15 protein-coding genes are annotated in these 17,462 nt (G+C 69.8%); 11 read left to right on the top strand and 4 right to left on the bottom strand.

Annotated features, from left to right (window positions below; genetic code table 11):
• Positions 1-64 precede the first annotated feature (64 nt).
• Both ASF43_RS04435 and ASF43_RS04440 read left to right on the top strand, forming a co-directional pair.
• Positions 65-1,384, top strand: coding sequence for a UDP-glucose/GDP-mannose dehydrogenase family protein (locus ASF43_RS04435; RefSeq protein ID WP_056177114.1), 1,320 nt, complete (start codon positions 65-67; stop codon positions 1,382-1,384).
• Between the two features lie 225 nt (positions 1,385-1,609).
• Entirely contained in the window at positions 1,610-3,058 is a 1,449-nt protein-coding gene (locus ASF43_RS04440; RefSeq protein ID WP_056177116.1) for an oligosaccharide flippase family protein, read from the top strand.
• Positions 3,059-3,073: 15 nt separating this feature from the next.
• Here the strand turns inward: ASF43_RS04440 and ASF43_RS04445 are convergent, their stop codons facing one another.
• The 3 genes from ASF43_RS04445 to ASF43_RS04455 are packed head-to-tail and all read right to left on the bottom strand — an operon-like array spanning position 3,074 to position 6,888.
• Positions 3,074-3,976: a hypothetical protein gene (locus ASF43_RS04445; RefSeq protein ID WP_056177117.1), complete on the bottom strand. Its 903-nt coding sequence runs from the start codon at positions 3,974-3,976 to the stop codon at positions 3,074-3,076.
• Positions 3,977-4,024: 48 nt separating this feature from the next.
• Entirely contained in the window at positions 4,025-5,272 is a 1,248-nt protein-coding gene (locus tag ASF43_RS04450; RefSeq protein WP_200932423.1) for a pyridoxal-dependent decarboxylase, exosortase A system-associated, read from the bottom strand.
• On the bottom strand, positions 5,269-6,888 hold the full coding sequence (locus ASF43_RS04455; protein WP_056177119.1) for an acyl-CoA ligase (AMP-forming), exosortase A system-associated: 1,620 nt from the start codon (positions 6,886-6,888) through the stop codon (positions 5,269-5,271). Before ASF43_RS04455 ends, ASF43_RS04450 begins: the two co-directional genes overlap by 4 nt.
• Positions 6,889-7,081: 193 nt before the next feature.
• Between ASF43_RS04455 and ASF43_RS04460 the strand changes: the two genes are divergently transcribed.
• The 4 genes from ASF43_RS04460 to ASF43_RS04475 all read left to right on the top strand — a co-directional run bounded on the left by ASF43_RS04460 (position 7,082) and on the right by ASF43_RS04475 (position 10,579).
• Positions 7,082-7,336, top strand: a complete 255-nt coding sequence (locus tag ASF43_RS04460; protein WP_056177121.1) for an acyl carrier protein — start codon at positions 7,082-7,084, stop codon at positions 7,334-7,336.
• Positions 7,326-8,210, top strand: a complete 885-nt coding sequence (locus ASF43_RS04465; RefSeq protein ID WP_056177123.1) for a hydrolase 2, exosortase A system-associated — start codon at positions 7,326-7,328, stop codon at positions 8,208-8,210. Before ASF43_RS04460 ends, ASF43_RS04465 begins: the two co-directional genes overlap by 11 nt.
• 7 nt (positions 8,211-8,217) lie before the next feature.
• Positions 8,218-9,063, top strand: a complete 846-nt coding sequence (locus ASF43_RS04470; protein WP_056177125.1) for a hydrolase 1, exosortase A system-associated — start codon at positions 8,218-8,220, stop codon at positions 9,061-9,063.
• Between the two features lie 82 nt (positions 9,064-9,145).
• On the top strand, positions 9,146-10,579 hold the full coding sequence (locus ASF43_RS04475) for a UbiA family prenyltransferase (RefSeq protein ID WP_056177128.1): 1,434 nt from the start codon (positions 9,146-9,148) through the stop codon (positions 10,577-10,579).
• Here the strand turns inward: ASF43_RS04475 and ASF43_RS04480 are convergent.
• On the bottom strand, positions 10,551-11,636 hold the full coding sequence (locus ASF43_RS04480; RefSeq protein WP_235578117.1) for a GNAT family N-acetyltransferase: 1,086 nt from the start codon (positions 11,634-11,636) through the stop codon (positions 10,551-10,553). The genes ASF43_RS04475 and ASF43_RS04480 overlap by 29 nt on opposite strands.
• Positions 11,637-11,776: 140 nt before the next feature.
• Between ASF43_RS04480 and ASF43_RS04485 the strand changes: the two genes are divergently transcribed.
• The 5 genes from ASF43_RS04485 (at position 11,777) to ASF43_RS04505 (ending at position 17,392) form a co-directional block, all read left to right on the top strand.
• Positions 11,777-12,178 (top strand): hypothetical protein, encoded by a 402-nt coding sequence (locus ASF43_RS04485; RefSeq protein ID WP_235578118.1) that lies wholly within the window; start codon positions 11,777-11,779, stop codon positions 12,176-12,178.
• Positions 12,179-12,189: 11 nt separating this feature from the next.
• The gene (locus ASF43_RS04490; protein ID WP_156373126.1) at positions 12,190-13,497 is read left to right on the top strand and encodes a hypothetical protein; all 1,308 of its coding nucleotides are present in this window, start codon (positions 12,190-12,192) and stop codon (positions 13,495-13,497) included.
• A 190-nt stretch (positions 13,498-13,687) separates the two neighbouring features.
• Positions 13,688-14,659 (top strand): glycosyltransferase family A protein, encoded by a 972-nt coding sequence (locus tag ASF43_RS04495; protein ID WP_255358084.1) that lies wholly within the window; start codon positions 13,688-13,690, stop codon positions 14,657-14,659.
• Complete coding sequence (locus ASF43_RS04500; protein ID WP_056177133.1) at positions 14,656-16,398, top strand: ATP-grasp domain-containing protein; 1,743 nt, start codon at positions 14,656-14,658, stop codon at positions 16,396-16,398. The genes ASF43_RS04495 and ASF43_RS04500 overlap by 4 nt, the downstream gene beginning before the upstream one ends.
• Positions 16,391-17,392 carry a polysaccharide deacetylase family protein gene (locus ASF43_RS04505; RefSeq protein ID WP_056177135.1) on the top strand — a complete coding sequence of 334 codons (1,002 nt, stop codon included), beginning with the start codon at positions 16,391-16,393 and terminating at the stop codon, positions 17,390-17,392. Before ASF43_RS04500 ends, ASF43_RS04505 begins: the two co-directional genes overlap by 8 nt.
• Positions 17,393-17,462: the final 70 nt, after the last annotated feature.

Here is a 17,462-nt window from a genome sequence, read left to right on the forward strand (position 1 = left end):
CCGCTAAGATAAGCTCCGCGTCGTTCCGCCCTGGGGCGATCCCTGTCTTCTTCGAAATCGAAACATGAAAATCACTGTCATCGGAACGGGCTACGTCGGCCTGGTGAGCGGCACCTGTCTGGCCGAAGTCGGCAACGATGTGCTTTGCCTGGATCTGGATCCCGAGAAGATCCGCATCCTCGAAGAAGGCGGCATTCCCATCTACGAGCCCGGCCTGCAGGAGATGGTCAAGCGCAACGTGGCGGCCGGCCGCCTGCGCTTCACGACCAGCATCGAGCAGGCGGCCCACCACGGCACCATCCAGTTCATCGCGGTCGGCACGCCGCCGGATGAAGACGGCTCGGCCGACATGAAGTACGTGCTGTCCGCGGCCCGCAACATCGGCCGCCTGATGACCGACTACAAGGTCGTCGTCGACAAGAGCACCGTGCCCGTCGGCACGGCCGACCTGGTGCGCGAGACCATCGCCGCCGAGCTCAAGTTGCGCGGCATCGATGTGCCGTACAGCGTGGTGTCCAACCCCGAATTCCTGAAGGAAGGCGCGGCCGTCGAAGACTTCATGCGCCCTGACCGCATCGTCGTCGGCGCCGACGACGAGCAGTCCATCTTGCTGATGCGTGCGCTCTACGCCCCGTTCCAGCGCAACCGCGAGCGCCTGATCGTGACCGACGTGCGCAGCGCCGAGCTGACCAAGTACGCGGCCAATGCCATGCTGGCCACGCGCATCAGCTTCATGAACGAGCTGGCCAACCTGGCCGAGAAGCTGGGCGCCGACATCGAGATGGTGCGCCAGGGCATCGGCTCGGACCCGCGCATCGGCTACCACTTCCTGTACCCGGGCTGCGGCTACGGCGGCTCGTGCTTCCCCAAGGACGTCAAGGCGCTGATCAAGACCGCGGCCGACAAGGCCGACATCGAGCTCAAGGTGCTGACCGCCGTCGAGGAGGCGAACGACGCGCAAAAGCATGTGCTGACCGGCAAGATCACTGCGCATTTCGGCGAGCTGCGCGGCAAGCACTTCGCGCTGTGGGGCCTGGCCTTCAAGCCCAACACCGACGACATGCGCGACGCGCCCAGCCGCACGCTGGTGGCCGACCTGCTGGCCGCCGGCGCGACCGTGACGGCTTACGATCCGGTGGCGATGCATGAAGCCCAGCGCATCTTCGGCGACGAGCCGCGCCTGCGCTACGGCGACAGCCCCATGGCCTGCCTGAGCGACGCCGACGCGCTGGTGATCGTGACGGAGTGGAAGGAATTCCGCAGCCCCGACTTCGACGCCATCAAGGCCAAGCTCAAGAGCCCGGTCATCTTCGACGGCCGCAACCTGTACGACCCCAAGCTGGTGCGCGGCATGGGCATGACCTACCTGCCGATCGGCCGCTGACGGCCAGCGCGACGTTTTTGCGCCACGCGCCCCCGTGCCAGGGCGCCTGAGCGCGCGTAGTTCACGGCAGCCCGCGCTCCGCTGCCACGCAAGCCGCGCCACGCACGCGACAATGTCGCCCGAACTGCCTGCCCGTGCCCCTGGTCGTCCCGGCCAGGACCACGGGCGCTCTCTCGCCCTGTGCAGGGCCCCGGCGCTCCGCCCCCACGAACCCGTTGCATCAGCGTGAGAAAAGCCATCTTCATCAACTTCGCCTCCACCACGGGGTCGACGGCCGTCCAGTTCATCGTCTCGGTCCTGATCGCGCGGCTGCTCACGCCGGCCGAGATCGGCATCTACTCCATCACCATCGTCCTGGTCAACATCGCCCACGTGTTCCGCGACTTCGGTGTCGTGTCCTACCTGCAGCGCGAGGCCGATCTCACGAACGAGAAGATCCGCTCGGCCATGGGCGTGCTGTATGCCTCGACCTGGCTGATCGCGCTGATCATCTTCCTGGCCAGCGGCTGGGTGGCCGGTTACTTCGGCTACCCGGAGGTCAAGCCCGTCATGCAGGTGCTGGCCATCGGCTTCGTGTTCATCCCGTTCAGCTCGGTGATGGTGGCGCTGCTCACGCGTGAACTGCAGGCCGTCAAGCTGGCCTGGGCCAACCTGGTCGGCACCTCGGCCTATGCGACGGCGTCGCTGAGCCTGGCCTACATGGGCTTCGGCACCATGAGCCTGGCCTGGGCAAACCTGGCCAATCTGGTGGCCACCGGCCTGTTGTACATCCCGATGCGGCCGCGCGGCCTGCCGTGGCTGCCGGGCTTTCACCGCTGGCGGCGCGTCGTCAAATTCGGCGTCGGGGCGCTCATGACCAACGGCTTGAACGCGATCAACACCGCCCTGCCTGACCTGCTGCTGGGCAAGATGGGCTCGGCGCACCAGGTCGGCCTGGTCAGCCGCGCCAACTCGACCGTCAGCATCTTCACGTACGTGGCGGGCAGCGCGGTCAACTTCGGGTCGTTGTCCTATATCGCCAAGGCGCACCACCGCGGCGAGTCGCTAGAGCCCTTGCTCGTACGCGCGACCGCCCTGCTGACCGGCGTGGGCTGGCCGGCACTGGCGCTGACCTCGCTGCTCGGCCACCAGCTCGTCGAGGTGCTGTACGGCCAGAACTGGCTGGAAAGCGTGCCGGCCATTCCCGCGCTGGCGCTGGCGGCGGCGATCGGCCTGCTGTTCAACTACAGCAGCATCGCCCTGACCGCGATCAACCGGCCCTACCTGGCGGCGCTGCCGGTCGCGGCCGCGATCATTGCGCGCATCGTGCTGGCCGTGGCGTTCTTCTCCGGCGACATCGCGCGCTTCACCTGGCTACTGCTGGCGGCCACCGTCTTCACCGTGCCGTTCCACCTGTACCTGCAAACGCGCTACCTGCATCTGCCCTGGCGCAGCGTGCTCAAGAGTTGCCAGGGCAGCTTCGGCGTGACGCTGGCGGTGGGGGTGTGCTGCAAGCTGTTGCTGCTCGCGACCTCGGCCTACGCGTTGAGCCCGCTGGCCACGCTGGTGGCCATCAGCTGCGCCATGGTGCCGGTGTGGCTGGGCGCCGTCGTGCTGCTGGACCACCCGATCAAGCAGGAGCTGCAGGTTCTGGCCAAGAACCTGCCCGGCCGGCGCTTTCTCTCCAGGCGCTAGCCGGGCCAGCGCCGCTCAGCCGCGGCGGTTGAGCTCCGCGATGATCTGGTTGCCCAGCTTGGCGAACAGGTCGTCGTCGAAGCGGTTGGACCCGATGAAGTGCAGGAACTCGCTCTGGCGAGGATCGTGGTGGCCGTCGAAATTGGCGTACTTCGGGAAAGGCAACACCACGGCATCGGGCGAATTGGCCACCGAGAAATTGGACGCGCATTGCTCCGTGCCCCATTCCTTCCAGCGCGCGGGCAGCAGGCGCTCCATCTGGACGTGGAAGTTGTCCAGCTGGGCGCGCGTGAAGCCGCCCTTGGCAAAGCCGGCGAAGCCCGAGGAGCCCCGTACGTAGCGCAGTTGCTCGTGCCCCGGGAAGCGGTCGAACAGCTGCTCGGCTGCGATGCCGACGTAGGGGTGTTGGATCAGGGCGGCGCGCCGCGCGGCTTCGGCCATGCTGACGATCTCGCGCTCGCCACCGCTCAGCGTGAAGGCGCGGTTGCTGGTGATGCAGTCGGCCACCTCCTGCAGGCCCTGGCCAAACGCCAGCGTGTCGCTGTCCATCTGGATCACATACTGGTCACGCGAACGTTCGATCAGGTAGATGATCCGCTCCCAGGTACCGCCGCGCTGGCAGGGGCCGACGTCGATGTCCTCGAGCACCTGAAACTCGATGCCGGGGAAATGCTTGCGCAGCTCACCGCGGATCTCGTCCGGCATGTCGCGGTCGATGATGGCCACGATGTTGCCGCTGCCGATGCGCGCATACAGCGACTTCATGCTCAGCAGGTACATCTGCCAGTCGTTGTTGGACACCATGCTGACGAAAGCATGCCCGGCCGGCACGATGGGCATCGCGGGCGTGTCCAGGATGCCTTGCGTCTTGCGGTAGAAATCCTTGGTCGCCAGCGATTTTTTGAGCTTGTAGAACATATCTTTTCCGTTTCCGATCCGTTGCCTTGAGTTGTCAGAGAGAAATATTCAGACCAGGACTTCCGCGCATGCGGGATGCCCCAGAAATGCCTGTGGGCTGGCGGTGGCCCCGTAGGCGCCCGACTGGTAGACGACCACCAGGTCGCCGACCTGCGCGCGCGGCAGCGTGACGCGCTCGGCCAGCAGGTCCAGCGGCGTGCACAGCGGGCCCACGATGGTGACCGGCTCCAGTGCATCGCCCTGCATGCGGTTGCCGATCGCCACCGGGTAGTTGCGGCGCAGCGCCTGGCCGAAGTTGCCGCTGGCGGCCAAATGGTGGTGCAGCCCACCGTCGGCGACCAGGAACACCTGGCCCCGCGAGACCTTGCGGTCCAGCACGCGGCACACGTACACACCGGCTTCGCCAACCAGGTAGCGGCCCAATTCCAGCACCAGGCTGGCGCCGGGCAGGTCGGTCGCGGCGCGCTGGGCCAGCAGGGCGAGGTTGTCGGCAATCGGCGCCAACGCCAGGCGCGCCTCACCGGGGAAATAGGGGATGCCGAAGCCGCCGCCCAGGTTCAGGCTGCGCACGGGCGCCGGCGCGCGCTGCGCCAGGCGCAGCGCCAGCGCGTAGGACTGGCTCTGCGCGTCGCAGATCGCATCGGGCTTGAGGTTCTGCGAGCCGGCGAACAGATGGAAGCCTTCGAACGACAGGCCAGCGGCGGCGATGTCGGCCAGCAGCGCCGGTACCTGTTCCGCGTCCACGCCGAAGGGCTTGGCGCCGCCGCCCATCTTCATGCCCGAGCCGCGCAGCTCGAAGTCCGGGTTCACGCGCACCGCGACACGCGCCGGCAGGCCGAGAGCGGACGAGGCCCGCGCCAGCGGCGCGATCTCGCGTGCCGACTCGATGTTCACGAGCACGCCCGCCGCCACGGCCTGGAGCAGCTCGGCATCGCGCTTGCCCGGCCCGGCAAAGCTGATCTCGCGCGGGCCGGCCCCCCCATCCAGCGCCACGCCGAGTTCGCCGGCCGAGGCCACGTCGATGCCGTCGACCAGGCGCGCCAGGTGCGCGACCACGGCCGGCATCGGGTTCGCCTTCATCGCGTAGTGCAGCTTCACGCCGGCCGGCAGCGCCTGGCGCAGCCCGGCGACCTGCGCGGCGATCAGGGCACGGTCGTAGGCGTAGAACGGCGTCTGCCCCACGCGGGCGGCCAGCCGGCTCAGGCGCATGCCGCCGACGAGCAGCTCGTCGCCTTCGACCGGGAATTGCGCCATCTCGGCGTGGCGCAGCGGCGCGCGGGGCGGGCCTTGCGTCATGAGGGCTCGAGATCCTTGGCGGCGTGGCGCGTGGCCCACTCGGCGGCCAGGCGCTGGCGGTCGATCTTGCCATTGGGGTTGCGCGGCAGCGGCCCGGCCAGGGGCTCGATGGCCGCCGGCACCATGTAGCCCGGCATGCGCGCACGGCAGGCGGCCAGCAGGGCCGCCACGTCCAGCGCCGCGGCATCGCCCGGCGCCGTGGCGACAACCTGCACGCTTTGCCCCAGAGTGCCATGCGCCGCGCCGAACGCTGCGCATTCGCCGACCAGGCCCGTGCCGTACAGCACCTCCTCGACCTCGGTCGGGCTGATGCGGTAGCCCGACGACTTGATCATCTCGTCGCGCCGGCCGATGAAATACAGGTAGCCATCGGCATCGCGGCGCACGGTGTCGCCGGAGTACACGGCCAGTTCCGGCAGCGGCAGGCCGGCCACACTGCCCGGCAGGCCGGGCGGCAGCGGGCGGTAGCGCTCCGCCGTGCGCACCGGGTCGCGCCAGTAGCCCTGGGCCACGAGCGGGCCGCGGTGCACGAGTTCGCCGGGCTCGTCGTCGTCGGCCAGCGAGCCGTCGGCGCGCAGCACCAGGATCTCGGCATTCGGGATCGCACGGCCAATGGAATCGGGTCGCAGGTCGACCTGCTCGGGCGGCAGGTAGGTCGAGCGGAAGGCCTCGGTCAGCCCGTACATGAGGAACGGCTTGGCGGCCGGCGCCCACTGGCGCAGGCGCTGCAGCGTCTGCCGCGGCATGCGGCCGCCGGTGTTGGCGAAGTAGCGCAGCGCCGCCGCGCTGGCCGCGGGCAGGTCCAGCTGGGCGAGCTGGATGTACAGCGAGGGCACGGCCGTCAGGCCCGTGATGCGCTCGTGCGCCATGGTGGCCAGCAAGTCGCGCGGCAGCAGGTAGTTGTGCAGCACCACGCAGGCCCGGGCATGGAACGCGGTGGTCAGCTGGCTGAAGCCGGCGTCGAACGACAGTGGCAGCGCCGCGAGCAGGCGGTCCCCGGCGCGGTTGTCCAAGTAGCTGGCGACGCTGGTCGCGCCCAGCACGAGGTTGCGGTGCGACAGCACCACGCCTTTGGCCCGCCCCGTGCTGCCGGAGGTGTACAGGATGGCGGCCATGTCGCTGTCCAGCACGCGGTGGCCGGCCCGTGCCGGCGTGCGTGCCAGCTCAGGCCAATGCGCAGCCGGTGGCGCGCCGGCCAGCGCGCCGGATGCCGGGTCGACGAGCCAGACTGCCTGCACGGCCGGGCATGCCTGCCACAGCGTCGTGCCCAGCGCCTGCAGGCGTGCGCCGGAGCTGATCAGCACGGCGGCACCGCTGTCCTGCAGGATCTGTTGCACCTGCGCGGTCTTGAGCACCGCATTGATGGGCACGAACACCAGCCCGGCACGCGCTGCGGCAAAGGCAGCGACCACGCATTCGCGCCGGTTCTCCAGATAGATCGCCACTCGCGCAGCGCGCGGCAGGCCCTGCGCGATCAGCGCGGCGGCCAGACTGTCGACTTCGTGCGCCAGGCTTTCGTAGCTGTGGCGCTGCGCACCGTCGACCAAGGCGCAGGCTTGCGGCGCCGTCGCGGCGGCCTCGAACAGCAGCGTATCCAGCAGACGGGTAGGAGACATGAACGGATGTCGAAAGAAGATGGAGCCAAACGGCGCGCCCCCCTGGCGGGCGGGTCAATGTATCGCATCGGGGTGGGGGCAGCACGGTAAGATGCCCTCCTTTCCCGACTTGAAACGGTGCTGGGGCTCCGGTATGGCTTGCAGCCAAACGATGTGGCGCCCGTGCCCCGAAGCCTGCTCTGAAAGCGAACAATTGCAGTTTGATCGCCTGATCCTCGACATTCTCGATGAGACGCTGAGCCTGCAGGGCCGCGCTCACAGCTACACCCGAGACACACCGCTGCTGGGCTATGTGCCCGAACTCGATTCCATGGCGGTGGTGTCGCTGCTGGGCGCTTTCGAGGACACGCTGAACATCGAGATCGACTACGGCGAGATCAACGCCGACAACTTCGCCACGGTCGGCTCGCTGACCGATTTCCTCGGCAGCAAGATCCGTGAAGCCTGACAGCGAAGTGCTTGCGCCGCTGCCTGCGCGCGAAGCCTGGTTCGAAGCGCTGCATCCCGGGCCGACGGGGGAACGCTTCTGCATCCGCCACCCTGCCCAGGGCGAAGCGCAGGCCTTCGTGCTGTACATCCATCCCTTTGCAGAAGAACTCAACCGCAGCCGGCGCATGGCCGCGCTGCAGTCGCGCCGCCTGGCCGCGGCGGGCTTCGAGGTCTGGCAAGTGGACCTGTTCGGCTGCGGCGACAGCCCCGGCGATTTCGGCGCGGCCGGTTGGGACGCGTGGCTGGACGACGTGCGCACGGCCGCCCGGCGGCTCGCCGTGCGCGCGGCCGGCAAGCCCGTGTGGCTCTGGGGGCTGCGGCTGGGCTGCATCCTGGCGGCGGAGGCAGCCGAGGCGCTCGACGGGCCGCTGAACTTCCTGCTCTGGCAGCCGCTGCTGAGCGGCCACGCGCAGATGCAGCAGCTGCTGCGCCTGGTGTCGGCCGGCGAGCTGCTGGCACGCCAGAGCGCGGGCGAGGCCGCGCTGCTGCGCCAGCGCGTGGCGCAGGGCGAGGCCGTCGAGATCGGCGGCTACGCGATCGCTGCGCCGCTGCTGCAAGGGCTCAAGCCGGCGCGGCTCAAGGCACCGGCCAGCGCGGCGCGTGGCCGCACCGTCTGGCTGGAGGTCACCAATCCCGAGGCCGTTGCCTCGATGAGCCCGGTCGTGATCCAGGCCTGCCAGGGCTGGATCGAGGCCGGCACGGCGCTGCAGTACCAGAAGGTCGCCGGCCCGGCGTTCTGGCAGCTGGCCGAGTGCGAAGACGCCACCGAGTTGCTGGACGCCACCGTCGCCGCGCTGCGCGCCCGCGTGGTGCCGCAAGCCGCTGCGCCCTGAGGAACGGATGAGCTACCGCGACGAGGTCCTGAACATCGCCTGCCAGGGTGAGGCCCTGCTCGGCGTGCTGTCGGTGCCGCAGCAGCCGGCGCCGCTGGCCGTGCTCGTGATCGTGGGCGGCCCGCAGTACCGCGTCGGCGCGCACCGGCAGTTCGTGCTGCTGGCGCGGCGGCTCGCCACGGCCGGCTTTCCCGTGCTGCGCTTCGACCACCGCGGGGTGGGCGACAGCGCGGCGCCGCATCCCGGCTTCGAGGCCATCGGCCGCGACATCCAGGCCGCGATCCAGGCGCTGTACAACCGCATGCCCGAACTCGGCGGTGTGATGCTGTGGGGCCTGTGCGATGCGGCCAGCGCGGCCTTGCTGTACCACAATACGCACCGCGACCCGCGCGTCAAGGGCCTGATGCTGGCCAACCCCTGGGTGCGCTCACCGCAGACGCTGGCGCGTGCCCATGTCAAGCATTACTACCTGGACCGCCTCATGCAGGCCTCGTTCTGGCGCAAGCTGCTGCGCGGCGAGCTCGCGTCGGGCGCGGCCGGGCGTGGCCTGGTGAACAACCTGCGCGCGGCCCTGTCGCGCGCAGACAGCCCGCTGGCCGACAGCTTCCAGCGCCAGATGGCGCAGGCCTGGCAGCACTTTCCGGGCGAACTGCTGCTGGTGCTCAGCGAGCAGGACTACACGGCCAAGGAGTTCATGGACGCCGTGAACACCCAGCCGGTGTGGCGCGGCGCGCTCAAGAGGTCGGGGCTGAGCTGCGTCAACATCGCGTCCGACCACACCTTCTCCTCCAGCGCCGCGCGCGAACAGCTCGAACGCGCGACGCTGCAGTGGTTGCGCCAACTCGAGCTCTGATTCGCCTGCACAGCGCCTGGCGAGCGCGTGGCATTGCCATCTGCCGCGGCTATCATGCCGCGCACTTTCATTCGCTTTCTTCATGCCCTCCCCACAGACCCCCCTGGTCGTCGACCTCGACGGCACACTGACGGCGACCGACACGCTGGTCGAGTCGGTGATGGCCATGCTCAAGCGCCGGCCCTGGATGCTGCTGCAGCTGCTGCTGTGGCTACTGGCCGGGCGCTCGGGCTTCAAGCAGCGCGTCGCCGGCCAGGTGCGCCTGCAGGCCGGCCTGCTGCCCTGGCGTGGTGACCTGCTGGACTGGCTGCGCGCGCAACGCGCGGGCGGCCGTCGCCTGGTGCTGGCGACCGCGGCGCACGAAAGCATCGCCCACGCGGTGGCCGATGAATTGCAGCTGTTCGACCAGGTGCTGGCGACCCGGGATGGGCACAACCTCAAGGGGGCCGCCAAGCTGGAGGCGATCGAGCAGCAGGTCGGCGCAGACTTCGCCTATGCCGGCGACAGCCGGGCCGACCTGCCGATCTGGCAGGCCGCCCGCGGCGCGGTGCTGGTCGGCGTCTCGGCCTCCGTGGCCCGGGCGGTGCAGGCCAGTGGCACGCCGGTGGAGAAGAATTTCGCGCGGCCCGGCGGCCGGCTGCGGCTGTGGGTGCGCGCCATGCGCGTGCACCAGTGGGCCAAGAACCTGTTGATCCTGGTGCCGCTGTTCACCTCCTTCAGCTTCGGCGACAGCGCCCGGGTGGGCGCGGCTGCCTTGGCCTTTTTTGCGTTCTCGCTGGCCGCTTCGGCCACCTACCTGCTCAATGACCTGTGGGACCTGGACAGCGACCGCCAGCATCCGCGCAAGAAGCGGCGCCCGTTTGCCAGCGCCGAACTGCCGCTGTTGCACGGCGTGGCCGGCGCGGCCGTGCTGCTGTTGCTGGCCTTCGCGCTGGCACTGCAGGCCAGCCTCGGCTTTGCGCTGATGCTGCTCGGCTATGTGGTACTGACCACGGCTTACAGCTGGGCGCTCAAGCACTATGTGCTGCTCGACGTGCTGGTGCTGGCCGTGCTCTACACCTACCGCGTGCTGGCCGGCTCGGTGGTGACCGGTATCCCGGTCACGCCGTGGCTGTTGAGCTTCAGCGTGTTCACCTTCTTCAGCCTCGCGCTGGTCAAGCGCTGCGCCGAACTCGTGCTGCTGCAGCAGGGCGGGCGCACAGGCGCCCATGGGCGCGACTACCAGGTCGGCGACCTGGTCGTGCTGTGGCCTCTCGGCATCGGGGCGAGCCTGTGTTCCGTGGTGGTGTTCGGCCTGTACGTCGGCTCGGCCGAGGCGCTGGGCCGCTACGCCAACATCGACCTGCTGTGGCTCGTGGGCATCGGCCTGCTCTACTGGAGCGCGCGGCTGTGGATCAAGACAGCGCGCGGCCAGATGCACGACGACCCGCTGGTGTTCGCGCTGCGCGATGTCGGCAGCCGTGTGAGCGTGCTGGCCATGGTCTGCGTCACGGTGCTGGCACGCCTGACCGGTTGAACGCCGCGCCGAGCCGCCGCCAGGCGCCGCCGGCATGGTGGCGCAGCGCTGCGGCCAGGCCGGCCGGGCGCCAGGGGTCGAACGCCACCAGCCCCCAGCGCTCGCGCCGGTGCGACATCCACTCGCGCTTGTAGGCGTCGTCGCCGCTCAGGTAATCGATCTCCCGCACCCGGTCCACGTCCATCGCGTGGCGGAACAGCGAAGCGCTGAGTACCGAGCCGGCCGAGAACCGGGCGGCATCCTCGCGGTAGGCCAGCTTGTAGATGCAGGCGCGGCCGTCGCGCACCCACCATAGCTGGGCCGCCAGGGCGCGGCCGTCCACGCGCAGCACGCCGAGCCGCAGGCTGCCCTCGCGTGCCAGCAGCCGCACGAGCTGGCGGATGAATTCGGGCCGGGCCTCCGACTGCTTCCAGCTCGCGGCGTAGACCGCCTCGTAATCGTCCAGGCAGGGCTGCAGGCGCGCATCGTCGGCCTGGCAGATTTCGACGCCCCAGGCCGCGCAGCGGTCGAGCCTGCGGCGGCCGCGCTCGATGTTGTGGCGCAGGCGCGAATGGCGCCCGCGCAGGTAGGTGTCGAAGTCCAGCCCGGCGCAGGGCAGCGACCAGTTCACGAAACAGAAAAAGCGGTCCACCCAGTAACCGGCCGCGCGCAGGCCTGTGGCCTGGGCCTGCAGCAAGCCGTCTTCCTCGGCCAGGGGTTGCAGGCGCAGCGTGGCACCCTGCGGCAGGCGGCGCAGTGCGCGGCCCACGGCGCGCCACGTGTCAGGCGCCAGCCGCCCCATGTCCGCACCCGGGGCGATCGGCCCGTAAGCGCAGCTGTAGTAGTTGGACAGGCTGTGCAGGCCGCCGGCCGCGGCCAGCAGCGGCAGGCACAGCGGCGCTGCGGGGACGGGCGGCTGCACCAGGGCCAGCCGCAGATCCGCAGCGGCGTGCTCCAGGCCATGCGCGGCCAGCAGCTCGAACCAGGAAAGGTCCAGGAACAGATCGCCCTGCGCCTCGCCGCGGCCCCAGGAGGGCACGGCCGTGCGCAGGGCCGCGAAGCTCGGCAGCACGCGCACGCCTGCGATGGGCGGCTGCGCGCTGTCCGTTTCCCGATCCGTCTGCCCCTGGTTCGCCAATGCCGCCCGCCTGCTGTTCGTTGGCGGCATTGTGCCGTTGCGTCCTGGGGCCTCCGGCCGGGCTGCCACGGACTTCATGCATGATCGCGGTCCCCGCCACCACCATGCCGTCTGCCGTGAACCCCCTGCTGCTCGCCTTGCTAAGTATCCTGATGTCGGTCGCCGCGCAGTTCACCTTGAAGACCGGCATGAGCAGCCAGCCCGTCCAGGCCATGCTCGGCACGCCATGGGGGCTGGGCAAGCTGGCCGGCATCCTATTCAACCCTTGGGTGTTCGGCGGCTTCGTGCTGTACGGCCTGGGCGCCGTGGTCTGGCTGTCGGTGCTCGCGCGATGGGACGTCAGCAAGGCCTACCCGCTGGTCGGCCTGGGCTTCGTGCTCACGGCCGTGGTGGGCGCGGCGCTCGGTGAGCAGATCGGCGGCCTGCGCGCGGCCGGCATCGGGCTGATCTGCCTGGGCGTGTGGGCCGTGGCGCGCAGCTGAGGGGGGCCAGCATGCACCCCCGCCACCGCGCCGATGCGCTGATCGCGCTGGCCCTGGGCCTGGCCAGCACCGCCGTCTATGCCTGGCTGGCCCTTCCACTGGCCCGCACGGTCGCGTTCGACTTCCTGAACCTGGCCTTCGACTTCGACCCCCTGTTCTTCGTCACCTACCTCACGGCGCCGCTGGCAGAACAGGACGGCCTGAACTACAAGCACCCGCTGTGGATGTTGTTCCGCCCGCTGGCCAGCCCCTTCCTGTGGGCGGGCTGGAGCGCCAAGGAGTCGGCCGCGCTGGCGATGACGCTGACCGGCGGGCTCAGCGTGGGCCTGGCCTATGCCTACGCCCGGCTGACCGCCATGGGGCGGCCCGAATCCGCCGCAGCCGCGCTGCTGTTCGCGGCCAGCAGCTGCAGCCTGTTCACGGCCCTGATCCCTGAGTCCTACGGCTGGGTCAACCTGTCGCTGGCCCTGCTGTGGTGCGTGCACGTGGCCTCGCAGCGGCGCCCGGGCGGCCTGCTCGCGGCCCGCCTGGCCAGCGCCGTGCTGGTGGCCGGCGTGACGATCTCTAACGGCGTGCAGTCCACGCTGGCCGAGTTCTTCCTGCGCTGGCGCGCACAGGGCTGGCGCCGCGCCGTCTGGCTGACGGCCTGCTTCGGTGCCGGCACGCTGGTGCTGATCGGGCTGGCGCTGGTCGTGCTGCAACCGCAGGACCTGTGGCAGGCGCTGAGCCGGCCGGTGCAGACCGCCAAGGACGTCTACTGGCTGCGCACCAAGGGCGACACGGTCGGCCTGCTGGAACTGCTGCAGACCTACTGGATCTTCGGCTTCTTCGCGCCGGCTTTCGACCACGTCCCGCTGGCGCCGCAGATCGTGATGCTGGACTTCCGCGCCATGGCCTATTCGCCCGTGATGCTTGTGATCGTGGGCATCTGGGTGGTGTTCTGGCTCGTGAACGCCGGCCATGCCTTGCGCCTGCCATCGTCGCGCTGGCTGGCCGCCGCGCTGCTGGCATCGGTCGCGTTCAACGTGCTGTTCCACCTGGACTACCAGTACCGCGGCAGCGTCTACATCTATGCCAGCCACCTGCACTTCCCGCTGTTTGCGCTCGGCCTGGGCGCCGGCCCCTGGGTGCGCCAACAGGGCCCGAGGTGGCGGGCGGCCTACACCGCCGTGCTGCTGGCCCTAGCCCTGGCCGCCGTCTGGACCAACGGCCAGCGCGCGTTGGAATTCAACGCGCACATGCAGGCCCTGCAACTGCCCGCCGATGCGCCGGAGATCGGCGCGCCCGGTGCGCCGCGGCCGACCGGCGGGCCACCCTGACCGGCGCACGGCCGGGCGCCAGCTGGTCGCCTGGCGATCCAATTAAGTATGCTCTGAGCTCCTGTTCGTCCCCCAGTCATGGGAAACTTGCGGGCTGCCAGCGCCGTTTGAAGCGGTCGGCTGACGCGTACTGCTCCCTTTCTGTGGTAGCGGATTGGCGCGTGAACCTGTCGAGAACCGAGACCCAGCATTGATATCCATTGTCATCCCCAGCCGAAACAGAGCCACGCTGGTGACGCGCGCCCTGGCGGGCATCCAATCGCAGACTTGGTCGGACTACGAGGTCATCGTGGTCGATGACGGATCGGACACCGCGACCCGCGCTTCCTACACGGAGATCTGGCCCACCCTGGACGCGCGCTTTCGGCTGGTGCTGCTTGGCGAGGCCGGCCACCGCAGCGCCGGCCCCTCGGTCTCGCGCAACCACGGCATCGCCGTGAGCCGCGGCGACGTGCTGGCGTTCTGCGACGACGACGACTACTGGTGCGACAACGGCCACCTGGCCTGCCTGGCGCAGCTGTTCGCCGACCTGCCCGACCTGGATGTCTACATCGCCAACCAGCGAGCAGTCGACGTCGACGGCGGCACCAAGCCCGATTGGCTGCCCCTGCTCAATGCACGCGTGGCCGGCCGGCCGCAGTTGGCCGGCGGCGCGACCGAGGTCAGCGTGCAGGACCTGTGCCGCGGCGGCGGCTTCGGCCACCTGAACATCCTGTCGCTGCGCAAGAGCCTGGCGCAGCAGATCCAGGGCTTCTGGGAGCGTGTGAGCTACGAGGAAGACCGCGACTTCTTCTGGCGTGCCGTGGACGGCGCGCGGCGCATTGCCTTCAACCCGCGCGTGATCGCCCAGCACAACGTGCCTGACCCACGCCTGCGCGCCAACGCATCCACCGCCCACTCGCGCAGCGAACGGCTGCTGCTGGCCGTGCTGGTGTGCCAGCACATCGCGGCGAACGTGCGGCACCCGGCCGTGGCGGCGCTGGCGGCCCAGTACAGTGGCGACCTGCTGCGCCGGCTCACGATGTTGGCGCTCGAGTCCGGCCAGCGCATCGCAGCGCTGCAGTTCGCGCGCCAGGCGCTGGGTGCCCGCTTCTCGCTGAAATGGGCCGGCTACGTGCTCATGCTGTCCACGCGCGCCATGCTGGGTGGGCGCCAGGCATGAGACCGGCGACACCACAGCGCGTCCTGGTCATCGGCGACGACACCCGCAGCTTTCTCGCAACGGTGCGCTCGCTGGGCCGCCAGGGCCTGGAGGTGCATGCCGCACCCTACGGTCTGGGGTCGCCCGCGCTGCGCTCGCGCTACATCCACAAGACGCACTTGCTGCCTTACTACCTGGACGGCGGCGCGCAGTGGCTGGAGTGCATCCGGCGCCTGATCGTCAACGAGGGCATCGCGCTCGTGATCCCGTGCGAGGAGCGCAGCCTGCTGCCGCTGTTTCGCCACCAGGACGCGCTGCCCGCCGGCTGTGTGCTGGCCATTCCCGACGCGCCGGCCCTGGAGGCATTCTTCGACAAGGTGCGCACGCGCAGCCTGGCCGCGGCCCAGCAGGTGCCGACGCCCAAGGGCTACGAGTTGACGGAACACACCCGCGCGGCCGACGTGGCGGCGCAGCTGCAGTTTCCGGTCATCGCGAAGTACCGCCAGTCCTATTCCTGGCCTGAGCTCTACGTGCGCACCGGCGTCACGATCCTGCCATCGGAGCCCGAGCTGCAGGCCTGGCTGGACAAGCACCGCGACCAAGCCGGCCTGATGTTCGTCGAGCAGATGTGCCCGGGCGTCGGCATCGGCGTGTCGGTGCTGTGCGACCAGGGCCGCGTACTGCAGGCGTTCGAGCACCACCGCGCCCATGAGCTGGACGGCAGCAGCTACTACCGCAAAAGCGCCCCGCTGCACGATGCGCGCGTGGCCGCCGTGGCACGCATGTGCGCTGCCATCGGCTACACGGGCATCGCGATGTTCGAGTTCAAGCTCGACGAGGCCAGCGGCGACTGGGTGTTGCTGGAAGTCAATGCCCGGCCCTGGGGCTCGCTGCCGCTGCCCGTGGCGCTGGGTGTCGACTTCCCGTACCGGCTGTACCGCCTGCTGGTGCACAAGGAAGCCACACCGGCCGTGCCCTACCGCGTGGGCGTGTACGGCCGCAACCTGGTCGCCGACATCTGGCAGCTGCGCGTGCTGCTGCCGCGCCTGCGCGGCAGCAAGCTGGTGCTGCTGGGCCAGCTGCTGACCTGGCTGGGCAGCCTGGGCCGCATCCTGATCGGCCGCGAGCACCAGGACGTGCTGGTGCTGGACGACTGGCGCCCCGGCGTGCTGGAGCTGCGTCAGTTCTTTGCCGAGCGCTGGCAAGGCCTGCGCGGAAAACCGCAGCTTGCGCGCAACCCGGCGTTCGCTGCCGGCGGCGCGGGGCTGCGGCGCAGCGACGGTGCGCCGCTCTCGGTGGTCTTTGTCTGCCAGGGCAACATCTGCCGCAGCCCCTATGCCGAGCACAAGATGCGCCAGCTCGCGCAAGCCGCGGGCCTGCCGCTGCACATCGCATCGGCCGGCATGTTGCCGCGCAACCGGCGGCCCTCGCCGGCCTCGGCCCAGGCCGCCGCCGCCAGGCGTGGCGTGCCGCTGGACACGCACCTGTCGCAACATGCGCACGAGGCGCTGCTGCAACAGGCCGATGTGATCGTCATCTTCGACCTGATCAACCAGCACAGCGTGCTCACGCGCCACCCGGCGCTGGCCGCGCGCCTGTGCTACCTGGATGAGTTCAGCCCGGGCGCCGGCCCGGTCGAGGAAATCGCCGACCCGGACGGCCGCGATGGCGCGGTGTTCGACGCGATCTACAGCCACATCGACCGCAGCCTGCAAGGGCTGGTCGAGCGCCTGCGGCGCCCCACAGACAGCCATGCTTGAAGTTTCCCGACACACCCCGGCGCGCCTGCCCCAGGGGCATCCGCCCGTGCTGTGCATCGTCATCGACACCGAAGAGGAGTTCGACTGGGACCGCCCGTTCTCGCGCAGCAACACAGCCACCACCACGATCGCGGCCCAGCCCCTCGCGCACGAGCGCATCTACGACGCGCTGGGCGTGGTGCCGACCTATGTGATCGACTACCCCGTGGCGACCACACCCGCGGCCAGCGCGGTGCTGACCCGGCTGATGCAGGAGGGCCGCTGCGAGATCGGCACGCACCTGCACCCCTGGGTTTCGCCGCCGCACGAGGAGGAGGTGAACCGCTTCAACTCCTACACCGGCAACCTGCCGCCTGCGCTGGAATACGCCAAGCTCGACGCACTGACGCACGCCATCGCCGACAGCACGGGCCGCAGGCCCACAGTGTTCAAGGCGGGGCGCTACGGACTGGGCCCTCAGACCTCGCAAACCCTCGCGCGACTTGGCTACGAGATCGACGCCAGCGTAGTGCCGCACACCGCTTTCACGGCTGACAGCGGGCCGGACTTCAGCGCCTTCGACGTCCATCCCTACTGGTTCGAGACCGAAGGGCGCAAGCTGCTCGAGCTGCCGGTCACGACAGGGTTTTGCGGCAGCCTGCGCGGCCAGGGCGGTGCGCTGTACCCGGCCCTGCAGACGCCCCTGGGCCGCACGCTGCGGCTGCCCGGCATCGCCTCGCGCGCCGGCCTGCTGGACCGGCTGCGGCTCACGCCCGAAGGCTATGTGCTGCAGGACCTGCAGCGCCTGGCCCGCACGCTGGTGCAGGACGGCTGCCAGGTGCTGAGCCTGACCTACCACAGCCCCAGCCTGGCGCCCGGCCACACGCCCTATGTGCGCGACGCCGCCGACCTGGAACGCTTCCTGGCCTGCATCCAGGGCCTCTTGCTGTACTTCCGCGACACCCTGGGCGGCACGTTCATGAGCTGCACGCAGCTGCGCCAGGCGCTGCGTTGAACGACTTGCCCAATCGCAGCGCGCCCTTTCCAGTGCACGGCAGCAGGCACGCCCGCCCCGTCCTTCCCGC

It is taken from the genome of Pseudorhodoferax sp. Leaf267 (genome assembly GCF_001422405.1).
Lineage (GTDB): Bacteria > Pseudomonadota > Gammaproteobacteria > Burkholderiales > Burkholderiaceae_C > Pseudorhodoferax.